15 protein-coding genes and 2 pseudogenes are annotated in these 14,820 nt (G+C 45.5%); 1 reads left to right on the top strand and 16 read right to left on the bottom strand.

The window, feature by feature from the left end:
• Positions 1–33 precede the first annotated feature (33 nt).
• From FD23_RS02025 to FD23_RS09620, 8 genes are all read right to left on the bottom strand, one after another.
• Complete coding sequence (locus tag FD23_RS02025) at positions 34–549, bottom strand: hypothetical protein (RefSeq protein WP_052933677.1); 516 nt, start codon at positions 547–549, stop codon at positions 34–36.
• A gap of 84 nt (positions 550–633) precedes the next feature.
• Positions 634–1,509 (bottom strand): restriction endonuclease, encoded by an 876-nt coding sequence (locus tag FD23_RS02020; RefSeq protein WP_230844852.1) that lies wholly within the window; start codon positions 1,507–1,509, stop codon positions 634–636.
• 217 nt (positions 1,510–1,726) lie between these two features.
• Positions 1,727–1,906 (bottom strand): hypothetical protein, encoded by a 180-nt coding sequence (locus FD23_RS02015; protein ID WP_025895305.1) that lies wholly within the window; start codon positions 1,904–1,906, stop codon positions 1,727–1,729.
• Positions 1,907–2,111: 205 nt separating this feature from the next.
• Positions 2,112–3,551 (bottom strand): N-6 DNA methylase, encoded by a 1,440-nt coding sequence (locus FD23_RS02010; protein ID WP_025895307.1) that lies wholly within the window; start codon positions 3,549–3,551, stop codon positions 2,112–2,114.
• The gene (locus FD23_RS02005; RefSeq protein WP_025895309.1) at positions 3,544–4,107 is read right to left on the bottom strand and encodes a restriction endonuclease subunit S; all 564 of its coding nucleotides are present in this window, start codon (positions 4,105–4,107) and stop codon (positions 3,544–3,546) included. Before FD23_RS02005 ends, FD23_RS02010 begins: the two co-directional genes overlap by 8 nt.
• Positions 4,108–4,557: 450 nt before the next feature.
• Positions 4,558–5,391, bottom strand: a complete 834-nt coding sequence (locus FD23_RS02000; protein ID WP_025895311.1) for an alpha/beta hydrolase — start codon at positions 5,389–5,391, stop codon at positions 4,558–4,560.
• 129 nt (positions 5,392–5,520) lie between these two features.
• The gene (locus FD23_RS10165) at positions 5,521–6,021 is read right to left on the bottom strand and encodes an alpha/beta hydrolase family protein (protein ID WP_375711323.1); all 501 of its coding nucleotides are present in this window, start codon (positions 6,019–6,021) and stop codon (positions 5,521–5,523) included.
• Complete coding sequence (locus tag FD23_RS09620) at positions 6,008–7,420, bottom strand: alpha/beta hydrolase (RefSeq protein ID WP_230844851.1); 1,413 nt, start codon at positions 7,418–7,420, stop codon at positions 6,008–6,010. Before FD23_RS09620 ends, FD23_RS10165 begins: the two co-directional genes overlap by 14 nt.
• 167 nt (positions 7,421–7,587) lie before the next feature.
• On the opposite strand from FD23_RS09620, the gene FD23_RS01990 reads away from it, so the two are divergent.
• On the top strand, positions 7,588–8,481 hold the full coding sequence (locus FD23_RS01990) for an alpha/beta hydrolase (RefSeq protein ID WP_025895313.1): 894 nt from the start codon (positions 7,588–7,590) through the stop codon (positions 8,479–8,481).
• A 51-nt stretch (positions 8,482–8,532) separates the two neighbouring features.
• Here FD23_RS01990 and FD23_RS09095 read toward each other — a convergent pair.
• The 8 genes and pseudogenes from FD23_RS09095 to FD23_RS10160 form a co-directional block, all read right to left on the bottom strand.
• Positions 8,533–9,471 (bottom strand): annotated as a pseudogene (locus FD23_RS09095) (GGDEF domain-containing protein).
• Between the two features lie 522 nt (positions 9,472–9,993).
• The gene (locus FD23_RS10880) at positions 9,994–10,125 is read right to left on the bottom strand and encodes a hypothetical protein (RefSeq protein WP_257786482.1); all 132 of its coding nucleotides are present in this window, start codon (positions 10,123–10,125) and stop codon (positions 9,994–9,996) included.
• 125 nt (positions 10,126–10,250) lie between these two features.
• Complete coding sequence (locus FD23_RS01970; protein ID WP_134791450.1) at positions 10,251–11,075, bottom strand: hypothetical protein; 825 nt, start codon at positions 11,073–11,075, stop codon at positions 10,251–10,253.
• A 36-nt stretch (positions 11,076–11,111) separates the two neighbouring features.
• The gene (locus tag FD23_RS01965) at positions 11,112–12,095 is read right to left on the bottom strand and encodes a hypothetical protein (protein WP_052335805.1); all 984 of its coding nucleotides are present in this window, start codon (positions 12,093–12,095) and stop codon (positions 11,112–11,114) included.
• 1 nt (position 12,096) lies between these two features.
• Positions 12,097–13,332 carry a glycosyltransferase family 2 protein gene (locus FD23_RS01960; RefSeq protein ID WP_074027710.1) on the bottom strand — a complete coding sequence of 412 codons (1,236 nt, stop codon included), beginning with the start codon at positions 13,330–13,332 and terminating at the stop codon, positions 12,097–12,099.
• On the bottom strand, positions 13,295–13,489 hold the full coding sequence (locus FD23_RS09615; RefSeq protein ID WP_025895319.1) for a glycosyltransferase family 2 protein: 195 nt from the start codon (positions 13,487–13,489) through the stop codon (positions 13,295–13,297). The genes FD23_RS01960 and FD23_RS09615 overlap by 38 nt, the downstream gene beginning before the upstream one ends.
• 341 nt (positions 13,490–13,830) lie before the next feature.
• Positions 13,831–14,157 (bottom strand): heavy metal-binding domain-containing protein, encoded by a 327-nt coding sequence (locus FD23_RS01950; RefSeq protein ID WP_003613025.1) that lies wholly within the window; start codon positions 14,155–14,157, stop codon positions 13,831–13,833.
• Positions 14,158–14,438: 281 nt separating this feature from the next.
• Positions 14,439–14,753 (bottom strand): annotated as a pseudogene (locus FD23_RS10160) (PTS lactose/cellobiose transporter subunit IIA); the annotation flags it as partial.
• Positions 14,754–14,820 lie beyond the last annotated feature (67 nt).

The raw sequence follows: 14,820 nt of genomic DNA, 5'->3' as shown, positions 1-14,820 counted from the left end.
TTTTGTGCTCTGATCCAGTGAAAACGATTTTTCTTACTGGATCGGAACAGTGTTCAGTTTAATTTTACAATCGGCGGTTTTATAATAATTATACGCGACTTTCTGTACTAATCGTTTGTTTACAAGCCAGATCTGATCACGTACATCCTCCTTTTCTTTATCAGTTAAGTCTTGATCACGATAGTCCTTGATCAATTCAACATTATCGTGATAATCCGTTTCAATTTTATTATTCTCTACTCGCCTTTTAAAATCTGAGCTATTCAACACTTCGCTCAGATTACCTTCACTACCAAAGAGCATTGGCCCTTGCTGAGGAATGTGGTGTTGTGTGCTATCAGCACTTTCAGTAATTTTAGTAGCAGCACTTGCATCTATAGGACGGTCATCATAATCAATTTCAATATGGTGATCGGCTAAGATATTAACGAATTCATACCCTTGCTGTTTAGAAAATTGTGGAAGAATTTCATTTTCAAGATCTGAAATATTTACTTTCCCGTCATATAAGTATGGCTGCACAATATTTAGAACAGTAACATCATTCATTTTCCTAACTCCATCTCAAGAACTGGATTTAAGTCTTACAATTCATCATATGAGTCTAGTTTCTTCCCGCACGTATTCACATTCCTAATCTTCTTCATAGTAGTAGTCATCTAGTCTGTAAGTCGTTACCGGATGAATCTTCAGTTGGTACTTCTCAATCAAATCGGTTAAAGCTTGACCATCTATTAAGGTTACAGGCCGATCCCCTTGTACTGCCATAGCCCTAGCTTGCGGGGTAAAGTAGCTCGTGGTGATAAAAATCCCATACTCAGCTTTTTGCAAATACATTGAACCAATGAAGTCTCTGATCTGGGCTTCACCAACATTTGCCGTGTCATATCGTTTACACTGGATCGCTACTCTACTCGTTCGAAAGTCATCTGATTGGAAATAGCCAAAACCATCTAGACCATGGTCACCAGACATAGACACACCAATGCTCTTATCCATTTTTACGCCCATCTCTGTTACCAGCAAACGAGAAAAGCGCTCAAACTTTGCTGGGCTAAACTTCTTAATCGCATTCAGTAGTTCTGTTTTCCAAGCGTCATCGGCTTCATCTTGATCTGCTAATTCATCCGAGCCTGTTTCATCTTCTACTTGCTCACTAATCACATCATTAGACGAGACCTTTATCTCATCCTTTTTCTTTTTACTTTTAGCATGTATCTCCCAATACTTTGCTACTGCTTCATCCTGCTCTTTGGTTCGGTAAGTTGACAGGTCAAAGTTTATTCCCTGCTGCGTTAGTTCAACATCTTTGCCACGAGCCAAGGCCTTCAGCATCCCAGCAGCATATAAATTTTTCAACCCAAAATTAAAGTCAAACATGAATGGGCAATAGTCTTTACCCGATCTTGAACTGATTATCGTACCGTAAACATCTTCTTGCGTAAAGCCGTCATAACCATTGTCAGCAATCAATCTTCGAATTTCTTTTCTACTTCCGCTTCCACCCATTTCACGCAAGGCTAAGACAATAGCCTCCTCCGCACTTCTTCTCTCGTATGTCACTTAGACCACCATTCCTAAACTATATTAAGATTCTTTATCCCAATTATACTCTAAGAGCTACAACCCCCTACTGTCTAATCTGCCTAATCTGCTAGATTACACTATTCGGAATTAGAAATACTCCCCCTAATTAATTTTAGAGAGAGTCACCAGCTCCATCCTCTTACATCATCGTCTGCTCAATATAGTGCGCAATATTCTTCCCAGCGCGGGCATCGCTTGGTGTCTTGGCCACTGTGGTGTTGTAGCGGTCATCGCCAAAGTAAGTCATCCAGTAGTGCTTGCCGTCCTCCTCGATCCTAAAGCCAAAATCCTGCAGAGCCTCCCGGGTCTTGGCATCCATAATAGTGTAATTCTTCAGAACCCTCTGAATCTCAGCCTTCTTTTTCCAGTAGACGCCTTGATAGTCATTTCTCTCGATCAGGTCTGAAAAAATTTCGCTTCTTCTGCTTCGTTTAGCAACCCGGCGCTCCAGCCATCATCTTATTTCAACTACACATATCAATTATCGAATTATTGCCAACTTAATTATACCGACTTTTTCGCAATTATTCAGAGATACTTACGGCTTTGATAGCTTGACGAGCTTCTGGAGTATCAAACTTATTCAGCAACTTGATCATTTCCTTCTTACTCTTTTCAATTACTCTCTGCTTGGCTGACAGAGATGACATCGTGTCTTCAATATCTATCTTTTTCTCAGAAAACGTGTCGATATAACGTGGAATGTTCAAATTATAGTCATTCTCACGAATTTCATCTAAGCTTACCAATCTTGAATAACGATCTACTTCCTCTCGGTTACGGTAGGTATGCAGCATCTTGGCAAATCCTTCCTCGGTAAGGAAATTCTGTTTTAAGCGAGTAGCGTTTTTTACCCCATCTCGACTTGCATCAATAAATAAGATCTTGTCTGACTTCTTTTGCTTGAAGATAAGCAGCACGGTATAGATAGCCATATAATTACGCGCACCTTGTGGCAGTGAAATTACCGCATGTATATTTTTCTTTTCTAAAAGGTATTTTCGAATTTCACCTTCAGTGGCTGATCTAAACAGTGCGCCAGTTGGTAACATTACAGCCATAGTTCCATCTTCACTCAGATGTTGCAATCCCCTCAACACATATGCGTAATCAGCTTTAGACTTGGGAGGTAACACTCCAACCTCAGAGAAGCAGGGATCATTCAGTAACTCTGGATCTGCATCCCAACTTGAAAATGGCGGTGTCATTGGAATTATGTCAAACTTACTGTTTGCGTCAAGCTCTTCGTCTTTAAGAAAATCTCCCCTCACGAAGTTATCATGAATTGTTTGAGCGTCTATTCCATGAATCAGCATATTCATTTTTAATAACCGAAATAGATCTGAAGAAAATTCTTCACCATATAGTTCCACTTTACTTTGGAACTTCTCTTTCAGAGTGAGCAAGAGTGATCCAGACATTGCTACAGGATCAAATATTGATACCTTCTCCGTCTTAACCTCACTGTTCAAAATCTCGGCAATTAGTTTTCTCATCTGTTTAGGGGCATCACCTGAATACAGCATTCTGTGATCCGAATAGCAATTTTCCAACAGTTCATCAAATAAGAAACTTGATTCAGTTACAGAAAATCCCGTGAAGTCGCAAGTCGTAAGGTAGTCTTCTAATGACTTATCTTTAATTTCACCAAGATGCGGATACTCTGAGGTGAACATATCTAAAAGTAGTGGGTTGGTAACTGCGAATTTCTGAAATGCTTCATACCAACTTTCTGGATTTGTGCGATCTCTTTGAGCAACCTTCTCAAACGAATAGTTTGGTTCAATGTAGTAGCCAATTTTATCTCTTGATTCATTTTCGTCTACTGGCTTAATTGCTCGTTGCCGATCAGACAGGATTTTGTAAGCCAGCAGTTCAAATGCAGTACTGCCATTTTCAAAAGTAAAACTACTTTTCTCTAATATATCTTTGCTGATTTGATCAATTCTTTCTTTGCTAATCATTGGTGCACTCCTTAGCAATTGCGTTGAAAACTAGCTGTTCTTGCTGTACAAGGGCTTCTTCAGTTTGATGCCGATAGATCAACCAATTGCGATAAATCTGACCTAATTCCTTTTGCTTTTCCAGATCAGGCAAGACAATTTTCAGCTCGCGCAAGAACTTTGCTCCCAAGCGCTTAATAGTTGAGACTTGCCCTTGCGCCGATAATTCGATTTGCTTTTGAATATCTTCTGCTTCGTTTAAGTAGTAGCAAAGATACCATTCATCCACCTTTGTCCGATTAGGAACGATTTTTGCGAAGTTCAAGGAAAGGATTGAACCGGCAGTAGTTGACGATACCACAGCAGCTTGAGGATTAATAAGTCGTAAGGCTAAGTCCCCTTCATTAAAGGTGGCTGGAGTGCCAATCTGCTTTGACGGTTTAATTTCACCTAGATAATTAAGATCTTGTCTAAGCGAATCTACATTATATATATTTTCCTGCTCTTCCTTGGTCATTCTGCTGCTGTTTTTACCGAAAGATAATTCGGCAATCTCTTTCAGTTCTTTTGTTTCCATCACAATTTCTCTCTGCTTTCTGTTGTATTGCTTAATTACGGTTCATAAAGAGCATAAAAAGCCTTCATTTACTTTCAAAGAAGCACTTTTAGTTTGTTGTAAAAGCTAATAACACTTCAGAACAACTTAACTATACTACTTCTAGTTCCCATTTTCAACTGTTGTTAAGCAAAATTACAAACAACTAAGTGATAAAAAATTCCTCCTAGCACCAAGACTCTCGTTAGGGGGACACATCTGGTTGGCTATTGTCCATCCTTAGCCAACGACCACAAATCAATTTACTTCTCAATGCTACATTTCAAGCAACCACGCTCAACTAGGTATACCTATTTAAATTATTTCTTGCTTATTGAATTTAACTTTTTCTGGTCAACCTGCTACACAGCTCTTATTTTTTGCACAAAAAATCCTTCCAAGCAGCTTGCTTGAAAGGATTTTATCTTCTTATTACCACAAGAACTTCTGCAGGACCTGGTCCACTTGGCTGTTTTCATGGAGCCGGCTGTGCTGGCCGCCCTTGCCAGTGATCTTTACTTCCTTGTAGCTCTTGGCCTTGATTAAAAGATACTTGAGGGATCTTGATGAATTGTTGTAGACGCTGCCGTCTGACTTTTTACCAGTATCGCCGTAAATGTTTAGGACGTCAATCCCCTTCGGGTAGACCTGCCGAAGCCTGGTCAGTTCTTGATAAGTCGAATTCATTTTCTTCGGCTTGCCGGCTGCATCGATTGGGGAATCCTTCTCCATACCAACAATCCCGTTGAAGTGGCCGGCAATATCAACCTGTTTCTTGATCGTTGGGAAATTCTTTTTGGCAGAATAATCCATGATCATGTAGCTGATCGCCATATTGCCCATGGAGTGGCCGACCAGGTTCATTTTGGAAAAGCCCAGCTTCTTCTGGGCTGCCTTAACTGCCTTGTAGGCATACCAGCCATCCTTGTGGTAATCAGGATTCCGGTTGTCGGAGAAGCCGACCAGAACGATTGGGTTCTTCGGATTATCCGCGAGCTTGCCCTTGATTTTGACTAACCCGTTTTCTTCAACCCTGGCTTCTAAAACTTCATTGCTCTTGCCTGCTTGTCTAGCTGCATTTGCCATGTGTTTTTCCGCGTTGATGCTGGACCCGTAGCCATGGAAGAAAAAGGTTACCGTTTCTTTGGCCTGCTCCTCTTTTTCCGCCTTAGTCAAAGGCTTTTGACAAGCCGTCAGGAAAAGCAAGGCGGTCAGCAGAACCGGGATAGTTTTGGCCAAAAATTTGCTTCTTGTTTTCGTCTTCATACTTTCCATCTTTCCAATTTGTTTATTTACTCACGTCTATTCTACCTAGATAATTCTTCACTGACAAATAGTAAGCAGAAAAATCCTTCCAAGATATTTGGAAGGATTTTTGTCATTTTTCCGTATTTTTTACTCGCCCAAATGCCCGTCAAACCAGGTCTGGATTTCCTGCAACCGGCTTAAGCGGTTCTTTGGCCGGCCGCTTCTGGACAGTTCGTGGTTTTCCCCATGGAAGACCACCATCCGGCTTTCCACGCCGTGAGACATGAGAGCATGGAACATCTGCATCCCTTCTTCAACCGGGCAACGGTAATCCTCATCTGAATTCAAAAACAGAGTCGGCGTCTTCACATTTTTCACGTACTTGAGCGGTGAGTGCAGCCAAACCTTTTCCGGATTATCATCTTCACTGGCCCCCACCTGGTCAACGCAAAATTCTGGGGCGATGTCAGACATATGTTCAAAGCTGAGCCAGTTGGAGATAGACCGCTGGGAAGCTGCCGCCTTGAAGCGATCGGTATGGCCGATCACCCAGTTGGTCATAAAGCCGCCGTATGAACCCCCGGTGATGCCTAAACGGGTCTGGTCGATGTCTGGATAAGCCGCCAAAACCGCGTCAGTAAACTTCATTAAGTCCTTCCTCGTAGTCAACCGTCCCATACCGGCCCCGCAGGTCCCCGTACTGGTTCCCCTGCCCGTTTGACCCGTGGATGTTGCAGAAGAAGACGAAGTAACCGGACCCAGCCCAAACCTGCATCTCATGGAAGAAGGCCTTGCTGTAAGTGGCGCGGGGGCCGCCGTAAACGTCCAGGATCGCCGGGTATTTTTTGCCTGCCTGGTAATCCTTTGGCAAAAGCACCCAGCCGTGCTGGATCCCGTCTTCAACTGATTCATATTCGACTTCGTTGACTTTAGCTACGTATTTGCCGGCTAAAGCCTGGTTATTGTAGCTAGACAATTTTTTCACCTGGCCATTTTTAACCAGGTAGAATTCCAAAAGCTCGTTGGCAAAGGCTGCTTCCAGGAAAAATTCATTTTCACCTGTCAAACGAAAGCCCTTGATGATGCCATCCGTTGCAAAAAACGGCTTGACTTCCTGACCGTCAAAAACGTAGATTTCATCGTGGTCAACGATGGTGGTCACGAAGTAGAACTTGTCGCCATAGACGTCAAAAGCATTGCCGCCAATCACCCCGCAGTCCCCGGCAATCGCGCTCTGGCCGGAATTGTCGAAGTTAGATGCTAATTCCAGGCCCTTTTCAGTCAAGCGGTAGAATTCCGGATTTTCGTTTAAGCCGGTCTTTTTATGAGTGTTAGCGAAGCAGTAGACTTGATTTTTAAGAGCAAAAATCGCTGAAACTTCGGCCTTGCCTGCTGGTAAACGGAGCTTAGCATCACCAGTACTTGGATCGACTTCATAGACCGCCCCGTCAAATGGCCGCCGGGTCTGGTAGCTGACCCCGACTACGTAGACTTTTTCCTTGGCAACAAAGGTCTCCATGACCGTGAAGTTCGGATCGTCTTTAAAAAGTTCAGTCAGTTTTTCTTCTGCCAAGTCCCAGACATAAAGGTGGTCGCGGAGCTTGTTGATGTAGCCCTGGCCGTTGAAGTAGTATGGCAGTTCATCCAGGACCTGGTAATCGGTGGACTTTTTCTCAGCCAAATCCACCCGTCTGGACAAAAGGAGATAGCGGCCGGCAACGGAATTGATTACCTGGTAGCCTGCTTCTTTGAAATCAGCAACTTTTGCCGGACTGGCTTGGTCAAGTTCCTGCTTGTAGAGCAAGCAATTGCCTTTGCCCTCTTGAGCGGTGTAGTAGACACTATTATCTACCAAGGCATAGCTCTTTTCCTGCCCCAAAGTCGTTAAGCGCTTGAGCTCACCATTTTCAAAGACGTCCAGCCAGTTCAAGTAGCCTTCTCCATCGGCTTTGGCCTGGTTTCTGACCAGTACTGCCCTTTGGCCGTTTGCTTGCAAGTTGCCCAGGCTGACGACTTGATACAAATCTTCTGCTTTAACTGCTTCCATTGTTCTTTTTCCCCCTGCATCTTGTATTTAGGTGACTTCATTATAGCAAAGTTAAAGTATTAAATTTACGCTTAATCTGGACTTTTTGTAATAAAACTGATTTTTCTGCCAAAATTGACCATATCGACTATAATTTGGTTAACGCTTACATGCAAAAGGAGAAAAATATGACACTTGATAGAAAAATTTCACAAGCTGTTGAAGAGATGCGGACTGGATCCAAGATGCACGACGACAAGCGCGACGCAGGCTTGCCAACCGAAATCCCAGAAGTTGAAAGAATCAATAACCTAAGCTACGGGCCAGACCCAAAGTGGAACTTGCTGGACATTTACTTGCCTAAGAAGCGGACCAGCAAGGTCCCGGTCATCATCAGCATTCACGGCGGCGGCTGGGTTTACGGGACTAAGGAAACCTACCAGTTCTACGGGCTGGGCCTGGCTAAAGAAGGCTTCGCCTTTGTCAACTTCAACTACCGCCTGGCTCCAGACGTTCAGTTCCCAGGCGAAATGGATGATGTCAACCGCTTGATGCACTGGGTAGCTGAACACGGAGCTGAATATGACCTGGACACGGGCAATGTCTTCTTAGTTGGCGACTCAGCCGGTGGGCAGATGGAAGAGCAGTATCTGACCATCTTAACCAATGACAAGTTCCGCCAGCTTTTTGGCTACGAACTGCCAAAACTAACAGTCAGAGCAGCCGCGCTTAACTGCGGCGCCTACTTCATGCTCACCCCGGGCTTTACTGATGGCGCGCCAGGCGCCTACTTTACCCCAGAAGCAGTCAGCGGCAAGGAAGAGATGCTGAACACAGAAAAGTATCTAACGCAAAACTTGCCGCCGCTTTTCATCATGACGGCTAACCAGGACTTCCTGCACGATTCCGCTGTCCGCTTGGACGGCTACCTTTTGGCCAAGGAGATCCCGCATGAGCTCCACATCTACGGGGATATGGAAAACCCGCGCGGCCACGTCTTCCACTGCAACCAAAGAGACGACATCGCCAAGCAGTGCAACCTGGACGAGCTGAACTTCTTCAGAAAGCACTTAAAGCAGTAGCTACAATAAATAAACGCGCCCTTGTAAAAGGACGCGTTTTCGTTTCGTTTGTTATTTTTGATCTGGCTTGGGGCTGAGAATAACATAATAGATCTCACCAAAGTAGGGATTTTTGACCATATGAGCCACTGCATCATCGCTGTCCCCCACCAGCTGGTCACAGCTCTCTACAGCTTCAGCATAGTCTTCTGGTGCGATAAAGCCCTTGACTTCCCGGCCGATAAATTCGATAAAAACTTCCATGCTAGAGCATTCCGTAATCCTCAGCAGTTCCCTATTAGCAAAAAGGATCTTCCCGTCATCAGCCCGGTAGATGAAGAAGGCACCAGGCAGGTTGACTGCTAAGTCGCGCAGATTAAAGCCCAGTTGCGCCCGTCCTTCCTTGACCATATCCTGGTGATAGCCTGCCATCGTTCCCTTCCCGGTCATTTTCACGGCATAGAGGGCCGCATCAGCCTTGTTCAAGAGTTCTTCCCGGCTTGCCCCCTGGTCCGGGTAAACGGCAAAACCCAGGGAGATCGTATAAGGATAGTCTTTGCCTTGGTAGCTAAAAGTCAACTTTTGCCGGAAGAGCTTTTTAAAAATCGCCCGTCCCTCAGTCATTGTCGTCCGCTCCAAAAAGACGGCAAATTCATCCCCGCCGTTGCGGCAAACCTTGCCTAGCTGGCCAAAATTATCTTACAGAACCTTGGCAAAAGTCTTCAGCGCCACGTCACCTGCATCATGGCCATAGAGGTCATTGATGTGCTTGAGGTCATCGCTGTCGATCAAGGCACCGACTGAAGGCTCTCCTTTATGTTTATCCAGATATTTTCTTACATCCCGGTCAAAGGCCTGCCGGCTCATGAAGCCGGTCAGATAGTCCGTGTCAAGCAGCCGAGAAAGTCTTCTCCCCCGCTCAAGGTAATTGAGCAAAAGAGCGGCCAGGATGGTATTGATGACCACGGTGAAGATGCCAGAGAAGATTCCGGACTTGACCTCCTGTGGCATCTGACCGGCATCTTTTCTGGCCGCCTCCATTTTCCAGCTGCATCCCCCTAAGCGGCAAGTTATTTCAGACTGGCTCTTCGCTGGCAAGTTGGATCTGAGCGGCTGATAGCCGCCGCCAGTAATAAAGGTCTTAGACAGCCGGTAATTGTAGCCTAATTTATCCAGCTTGTTAAAAGTTGGCTTAAAGAGCCGCTTCTCTTTATATAGTACTGTCGCGTAGCCCCAGAACTTGTCTTTGATAAAAATCGGTTTGCATACGGCCAAAGAATGCCGGGCTTCACTAGTTCCAATCGGACCAATAATACTAGTGATCCGCTCTTGCCGGCTGCGGTCAAAAGCCGTCTTGGTGCAGAATCAGCTGCAAGGAATAAATGCTGGGATATTTCTTCAGCATGTACTTGGCCGTTTTAACAAAATTTTTCGTCTGCCCGCTATTGCCAACAACTCCGGATTCAATGCTGTCGACGACATACTAGCCTTCTTTCAGCTCTTTTTTAAATTAATCACAGGCCAGTTGGGCATTTAGCTCGTTTGGGCCTGCTGGCGCTCATTAAGGTTGTCCCAGTCACGCTTGACAATAAACGCGATGGCCAAGGAGCTGCTCAGGAAAACAAACAACAATATCAGCAAGCGGCCCAAGTTTTTCTTCTTCATTCTACGCAACACATCCAAATAGTTTATGAGTCTATCATTCTTCAATCACTATTATTAACCAAACTTTTCCAGCTTGGCACCGTTTTTTGTGCTTCCTATCATAATTCGCTATTTATTTTATCGATCTATCTACTATTCAGCTCAATTTCTCTATTTTTGACTTTCTCCAGTCCCCCAGCCGTAACTTGGTAAAGGCCAGTGGCAACCTTTTCCTGGAAGGCCTGTTTGGTCAAAGCACTGAAAGTCTGGTGCTTGACTGGCAAGACGACATAGTCATAGCGGTAGACATAATTTTTAAAATCATCCGCTGACATGTCGAAAGCCGCCCGGGCAGTCACATGGTCTGAAAAGAACCAGTATCTTCCCAGGTAGTAGTCATAGTCATCATTCACGTTGCCCGTTTCAGCATCAACTAAAAGGATCTTCTTATGATTCAGCTGGGTCTCTTCTTTTGCCATCTTGGCCAGTTTGACCGGCAGCTCCTTTCTAGCCATGCGGGTGTTATAAGCCAGACCATTGGTCTCTGACAGCATAGCGATAATGGAAAAGACTAGGAGTACCAGGGACGACATTTGATAGATATTTTTTGTAAAAATCGACTTGTATGACTTAAAGTCCCGCTTCTCGATATTCTGCTCAACGTAACAGCGGTCAATCACAACAGCAGTCAAGGCGCCCATGGATAAGATAGCGATGATAATCACCGTTGACATGTAGCGCTCAAAGCCGTTGAGACTCATAGCCTCCTTCTTGGTCATGGTCATAGCGTAAGTCCCATACAAGGACAAGTAAAAGAGGCCGATCATGATGTCCAGGCCAAACACCGTCCGCAGGATGGGCTGCTTTTTCTTAAGAATTAGGTTGACCTCGATAAACAGGAGCAAGCCATAGACATTGATTAAGACCCATTCCCTGGTCGACATAGTTTGCCAAGACAAAAGATGGTGCAAGATCCGGTTTCCTAAGGCATTCAGATCGCTCTGGCTTTAGCCCGCCAAGGCGTTTTCATAGTGCTGGATGTTGATAGCATGGTTGCCGGCATTAGGAAAGACAGCCTTGACGTGCTGCTGCCAGGTCCAGAAGGGCAAAAAGGAGATTCCTGCTCCGACTAAATCAGCCAGGCGCCAGGTCCATTTTTTCTTCAGGGCCAAAAGGTAGACCAAGAGGATCAGGACGAAGAAGGAGCCGGAATTCTTGATTAAAAGCAGGCTTGAAAGCATAAGGAAAAAGAAGACCAGCTGCAGGGCCGGCTTTTGCCGCAAAGCCCAGATCCCGGCTAAAGCCCCTGCCGTAAAGACGGCTAAAAGATAGTCAACCAGAAGGTTATTGGTTCTGATCGAAGTGTTGGCCATCATGCTGAAGCAGATTGCGATGCAGATCACCAGCTGGTTAAGGCGGCGGCGCTGGTCAAGCAAGACGGCAAACAAGGCACCGATAGCTGACCAGATCAAGAAGAACTGCCCTAAAAGCATGGTCCCGCTACTGTAGCCTAAAAAACGGACTACGTACGCGATGAAGAGGCTGCTGCCTGGCAGGTAGCTGGTGAAGGTAATCAATTTTTGGCTAGCGTCCGGCAAGTGGCCGGTGAAATGGAGGTACTTGACCATAACCGCCCAGTGGGAATAGTTGTCATAGTGAATCAAGGGGCTTTTTAAAAGCTGGATGGCAAAAAGAATCCCGACGAAAAGCATCCAGAAGTCATAAAGGTGGACCCGCTCGTCAGCAAAGTCTGGCTGCCACTTCTTAGTGATGACCAAGCCCCAGCGGACCAGCTGACTGATCACCCCTGCCGTCAGCAAAATCCAGTAGCCCGCCTCTAATTGGCCCAGCATGGCAAAAATATAAAGGAGGTTAATTAAGCTGGCAGAAGCGACCAGCCACTTCATCTGCCGGGGAAAACCTGCGATTTCAGCTAAATTGGCATAGCCCCAGTAAGACAGGGCAAAAAGAACCGTCAATATTGCTTGCATCTTAACCCTCCCTTTGTCTGGTAAAGCGGCGGCGCAAATGCCACTCTATTTTTTCCAGCCGCTTCCTGGCATTCGTGCCCAGAATGTCAAATGGCGTCATCCAACGGTCATACTTTTCTGGAATTGCCTGGTTGTGCTGGTCATAGACCAGGTGGAGCCAGCCAGGCAGGCTGCTGTCAGCTGGCGTTACCGTTGCGGCATAGCGGCCCTGGTCATCAATTTTACGGACGATGGTTAAGTCAAAGTCCAGCGTCTGGTCCGAGGACTGGAAGTTACGCTCTTTGATTAAATCATCACTCAAGTGCAGTCTTCCTGCAAGTTTTTCTCCAGCAGTGAGGACTGGAGCATTTTTATCCCTTAACTGGAAAGACAGGCCAGTGTCTGAGATGTCGATAGTCTCCATCTCCCCTGCTCCCTTGATCGTACCGGCAATTTTCCGCGGAAAGCGGGTCTGCTGGCGGAAAACCTGCCGGCCCATGGCAATAAAGACGGCAAAGGACAGGTTGATCCAGTGCATCAAGAGCCAGAAAGTGATAACGGCCCCGTAAAGAATTTCTGACCCCCACTTGCCGTAATTGAACTTGATGATGGCATATGTGGTCAACAGCCACATGGCTAAATGTGGCAAAAGGTAGACCCGGTCCAGCCAGTTGCGCTGATAGCTTTTCTGGGTCACCTGGAAGCTGTGCTTTTTTATATGCAGAGTCTGCAGGATGACCGGCAGGAACAGATAAGGGGCGAAAAAGGTTTCCTGAACTTCCCCCCAGCGCTCGTTCCGAATCCGGGAAGAGGAATCCTCTAAGACGGTGTGCAGAAGGGCGTAGCCCGGCGCCCACATCAGCAGCAAAAGCCAGAAGTTGGTGTCGACCACTTGGATCTTCCAGACGGCAAAAAGGATTGGAGCAGCGATATAGATCAAACGTCTGAAGAAGGACCACCAGTAAAAGTAGGCATTGGCCAAAATCATCTTGTGAGTCCAGGCAATTTTGGGATTAAGGAAAATGTGGAGGTTGCGGCAAGACTGGATCACCCCCCGCCCCCACCGGCTCCGCTGCTTGATGACCCCCTTTAAGTTCAGAGGCGTTGTGCCAGCTGACTGGGGTTCAGTCGTTGAAAAGCTGGAGTAGCCGGCAATGTTCACCCGGGCACCCAGTTCAAAGTCTTCAGTCAAAGTTTTTGTTGGAAAACCACCAACTTTGTCAACCGCCTGGCGCAGAAAGCTGACTGTACTTTGCATGCAACTGGTCAAAAATAGTTTGTTCCTTGGTCCCGTCATCAACGACAATCAAGGGCAGGTCTTTTAAGTTCTGCTCTTCTTCAATTTCTGCAACCAAGCTTAACAAGTGCCTGTCCGGTTCATAGGCCGGAATCAAAATCGCAATTTTATTACTCAAAGCAACCTCACTTTTCTTTATCCTAAATATTTGTACTATTTCTTGTCCGTAGATAGGCACGTAGCTCATTAAGCTTACGACTATCGATATAATATATACAAATAGTTTTTCACAATCTATGTATTGCTTTATAATTATTTAAATCTTTTGCGTAATCAGCTGGGATCTTCTTATTAATAGCGATTTTATTAGAAACAATTGAGTGTTAAAAAATCATAAGCAACCTAAGAGTCATCAGTTAATGACAATATTTTTAACCTGTTAAAAGAGAATTTATTATTTTCCCATGCAAAAAAGCAGCTTTCCAAAGGAAACTGCTTTTAGCCAATCTATTCTTCTTGCTAGTCGACGAACTTGACGGCGGTCCCGTAAGCTACGACTGACTGCATGTCGCCGGCGATTGAGCCGGAGTCAAAGCGCATCATGACTACGGCGTCCGCGTCAAGTTTGCCTGCTTCTTCACGCAAACGGTCCAGGGCGACTTCTCTTGAAGTCGTCAGCATCTTGGTGAAGGCCTTGATTTCCCCGCCAATCATGCTCTTAAGACCAGCCCCAAAGACTGACGCGAAGTTCTTTGACTGGGTGGTTACCCCAAAGACTTCACCGATTACTTCATACTTGCGGCCTGGGATATTTTCCGTCGTTACTACCAACATTTTGTTTTCCATTTCAATTACCTGGTTTTCTTCAAACGTTTCCTAGATTGTAGCACAAGGGAAAATTTTGGAAAGAGGTTTTTTCTATACTTGTTGTAATATTATAAAGCACTAAAAAAGCCGCCAGCTGGCGGCTTTTTTGCTAATGTATCGCTAACGTATTACTAATTAAGCGTTAGCGTTTTGCTTTGCTTCTTCTTGTAAGTCTTGAGGTCGAAGCGCTTCATGAATGGATACCAGATTAAGAAAGCAACGATCGCGCAGACGTTCGCTACGACAGCACCTCTCCATGACTCGGTCTTCAAACTGCCGATGGCGTAAAGCTTTTCATACAAGTCAACCATTTCCCCCTCCAAGTCGCGGAAGGTGATGGCGTTCATCAAGTGGTCCTGTGAGTGGACAACCAGAAGAGTCACGTGGGTATGCTAGCCTTGAGCTTCCTTGGTCAACATGTCCTTTTGTGAGTTATGGGCGTCAAGCGGGGACTTGTCTGCTTCTGCCAGCTTCTCTCTTGCTTCTTTGATCTTACCAACCTTGGCTAGGCGGATTGCTTCAAAAGCCAGGCTCTTGGCATTGCCGCCGTTGGCAATGAGGCCCATAGACGCCATCAAGGTTGCTTATTCCCGGCTTTGCTGATTTTCAGCTTCCTGCTTCAAGGTTTCTGCTGTATCTTTT

The organism is Lactobacillus delbrueckii subsp. delbrueckii DSM 20074 = JCM 1012 (genome assembly GCF_001433875.1).
Lineage (GTDB): Bacteria > Bacillota > Bacilli > Lactobacillales > Lactobacillaceae > Lactobacillus > Lactobacillus delbrueckii.
The sequence above is the reverse complement of the archived record's forward strand: the minus strand, read 5'-3'. Positions and strand labels throughout refer to the sequence as shown.

What these genes read in the sequence shown, in the direction of transcription:
- FD23_RS02015 (WP_025895305.1), bottom strand. Translation starts at nt 1,906, where the DNA reads ATGGATGCCAAGACCCGGGAGGCTCTGCAGGATTTTGGCTTTAGGATC.
- FD23_RS10880 (WP_257786482.1), bottom strand. Translation starts at nt 10,125, where the DNA reads ATGAAGAAGAAAAACTTGGGCCGCTTGCTGATATTGTTGTTTGTTTTC.
- FD23_RS01960 (WP_074027710.1), bottom strand. Translation starts at nt 13,332, where the DNA reads ATGCAAAGTACAGTCAGCTTTCTGCGCCAGGCGGTTGACAAAGTTGGT.
- FD23_RS02020 (WP_230844852.1), bottom strand. Translation starts at nt 1,509, where the DNA reads ATGGGTGGAAGCGGAAGTAGAAAAGAAATTCGAAGATTGATTGCTGAC.
- FD23_RS02005 (WP_025895309.1), bottom strand. Translation starts at nt 4,107, where the DNA reads ATGGAAACAAAAGAACTGAAAGAGATTGCCGAATTATCTTTCGGTAAA.
- FD23_RS02025 (WP_052933677.1), bottom strand. Translation starts at nt 549, where the DNA reads ATGAATGATGTTACTGTTCTAAATATTGTGCAGCCATACTTATATGAC.
- FD23_RS09620 (WP_230844851.1), bottom strand. Translation starts at nt 7,420, where the DNA reads ATGGAAGCAGTTAAAGCAGAAGATTTGTATCAAGTCGTCAGCCTGGGC.
- FD23_RS10165 (WP_375711323.1), bottom strand. Translation starts at nt 6,021, where the DNA reads ATGAAGTTTACTGACGCGGTTTTGGCGGCTTATCCAGACATCGACCAG.
- FD23_RS02010 (WP_025895307.1), bottom strand. Translation starts at nt 3,551, where the DNA reads ATGATTAGCAAAGAAAGAATTGATCAAATCAGCAAAGATATATTAGAG.
- FD23_RS01965 (WP_052335805.1), bottom strand. Translation starts at nt 12,095, where the DNA reads ATGCAAGCAATATTGACGGTTCTTTTTGCCCTGTCTTACTGGGGCTAT.
- FD23_RS01990 (WP_025895313.1), top strand. Translation starts at nt 7,588, where the DNA reads ATGACACTTGATAGAAAAATTTCACAAGCTGTTGAAGAGATGCGGACT.
- FD23_RS01950 (WP_003613025.1), bottom strand. Translation starts at nt 14,157, where the DNA reads ATGGAAAACAAAATGTTGGTAGTAACGACGGAAAATATCCCAGGCCGC.
- FD23_RS02000 (WP_025895311.1), bottom strand. Translation starts at nt 5,391, where the DNA reads ATGAAGACGAAAACAAGAAGCAAATTTTTGGCCAAAACTATCCCGGTT.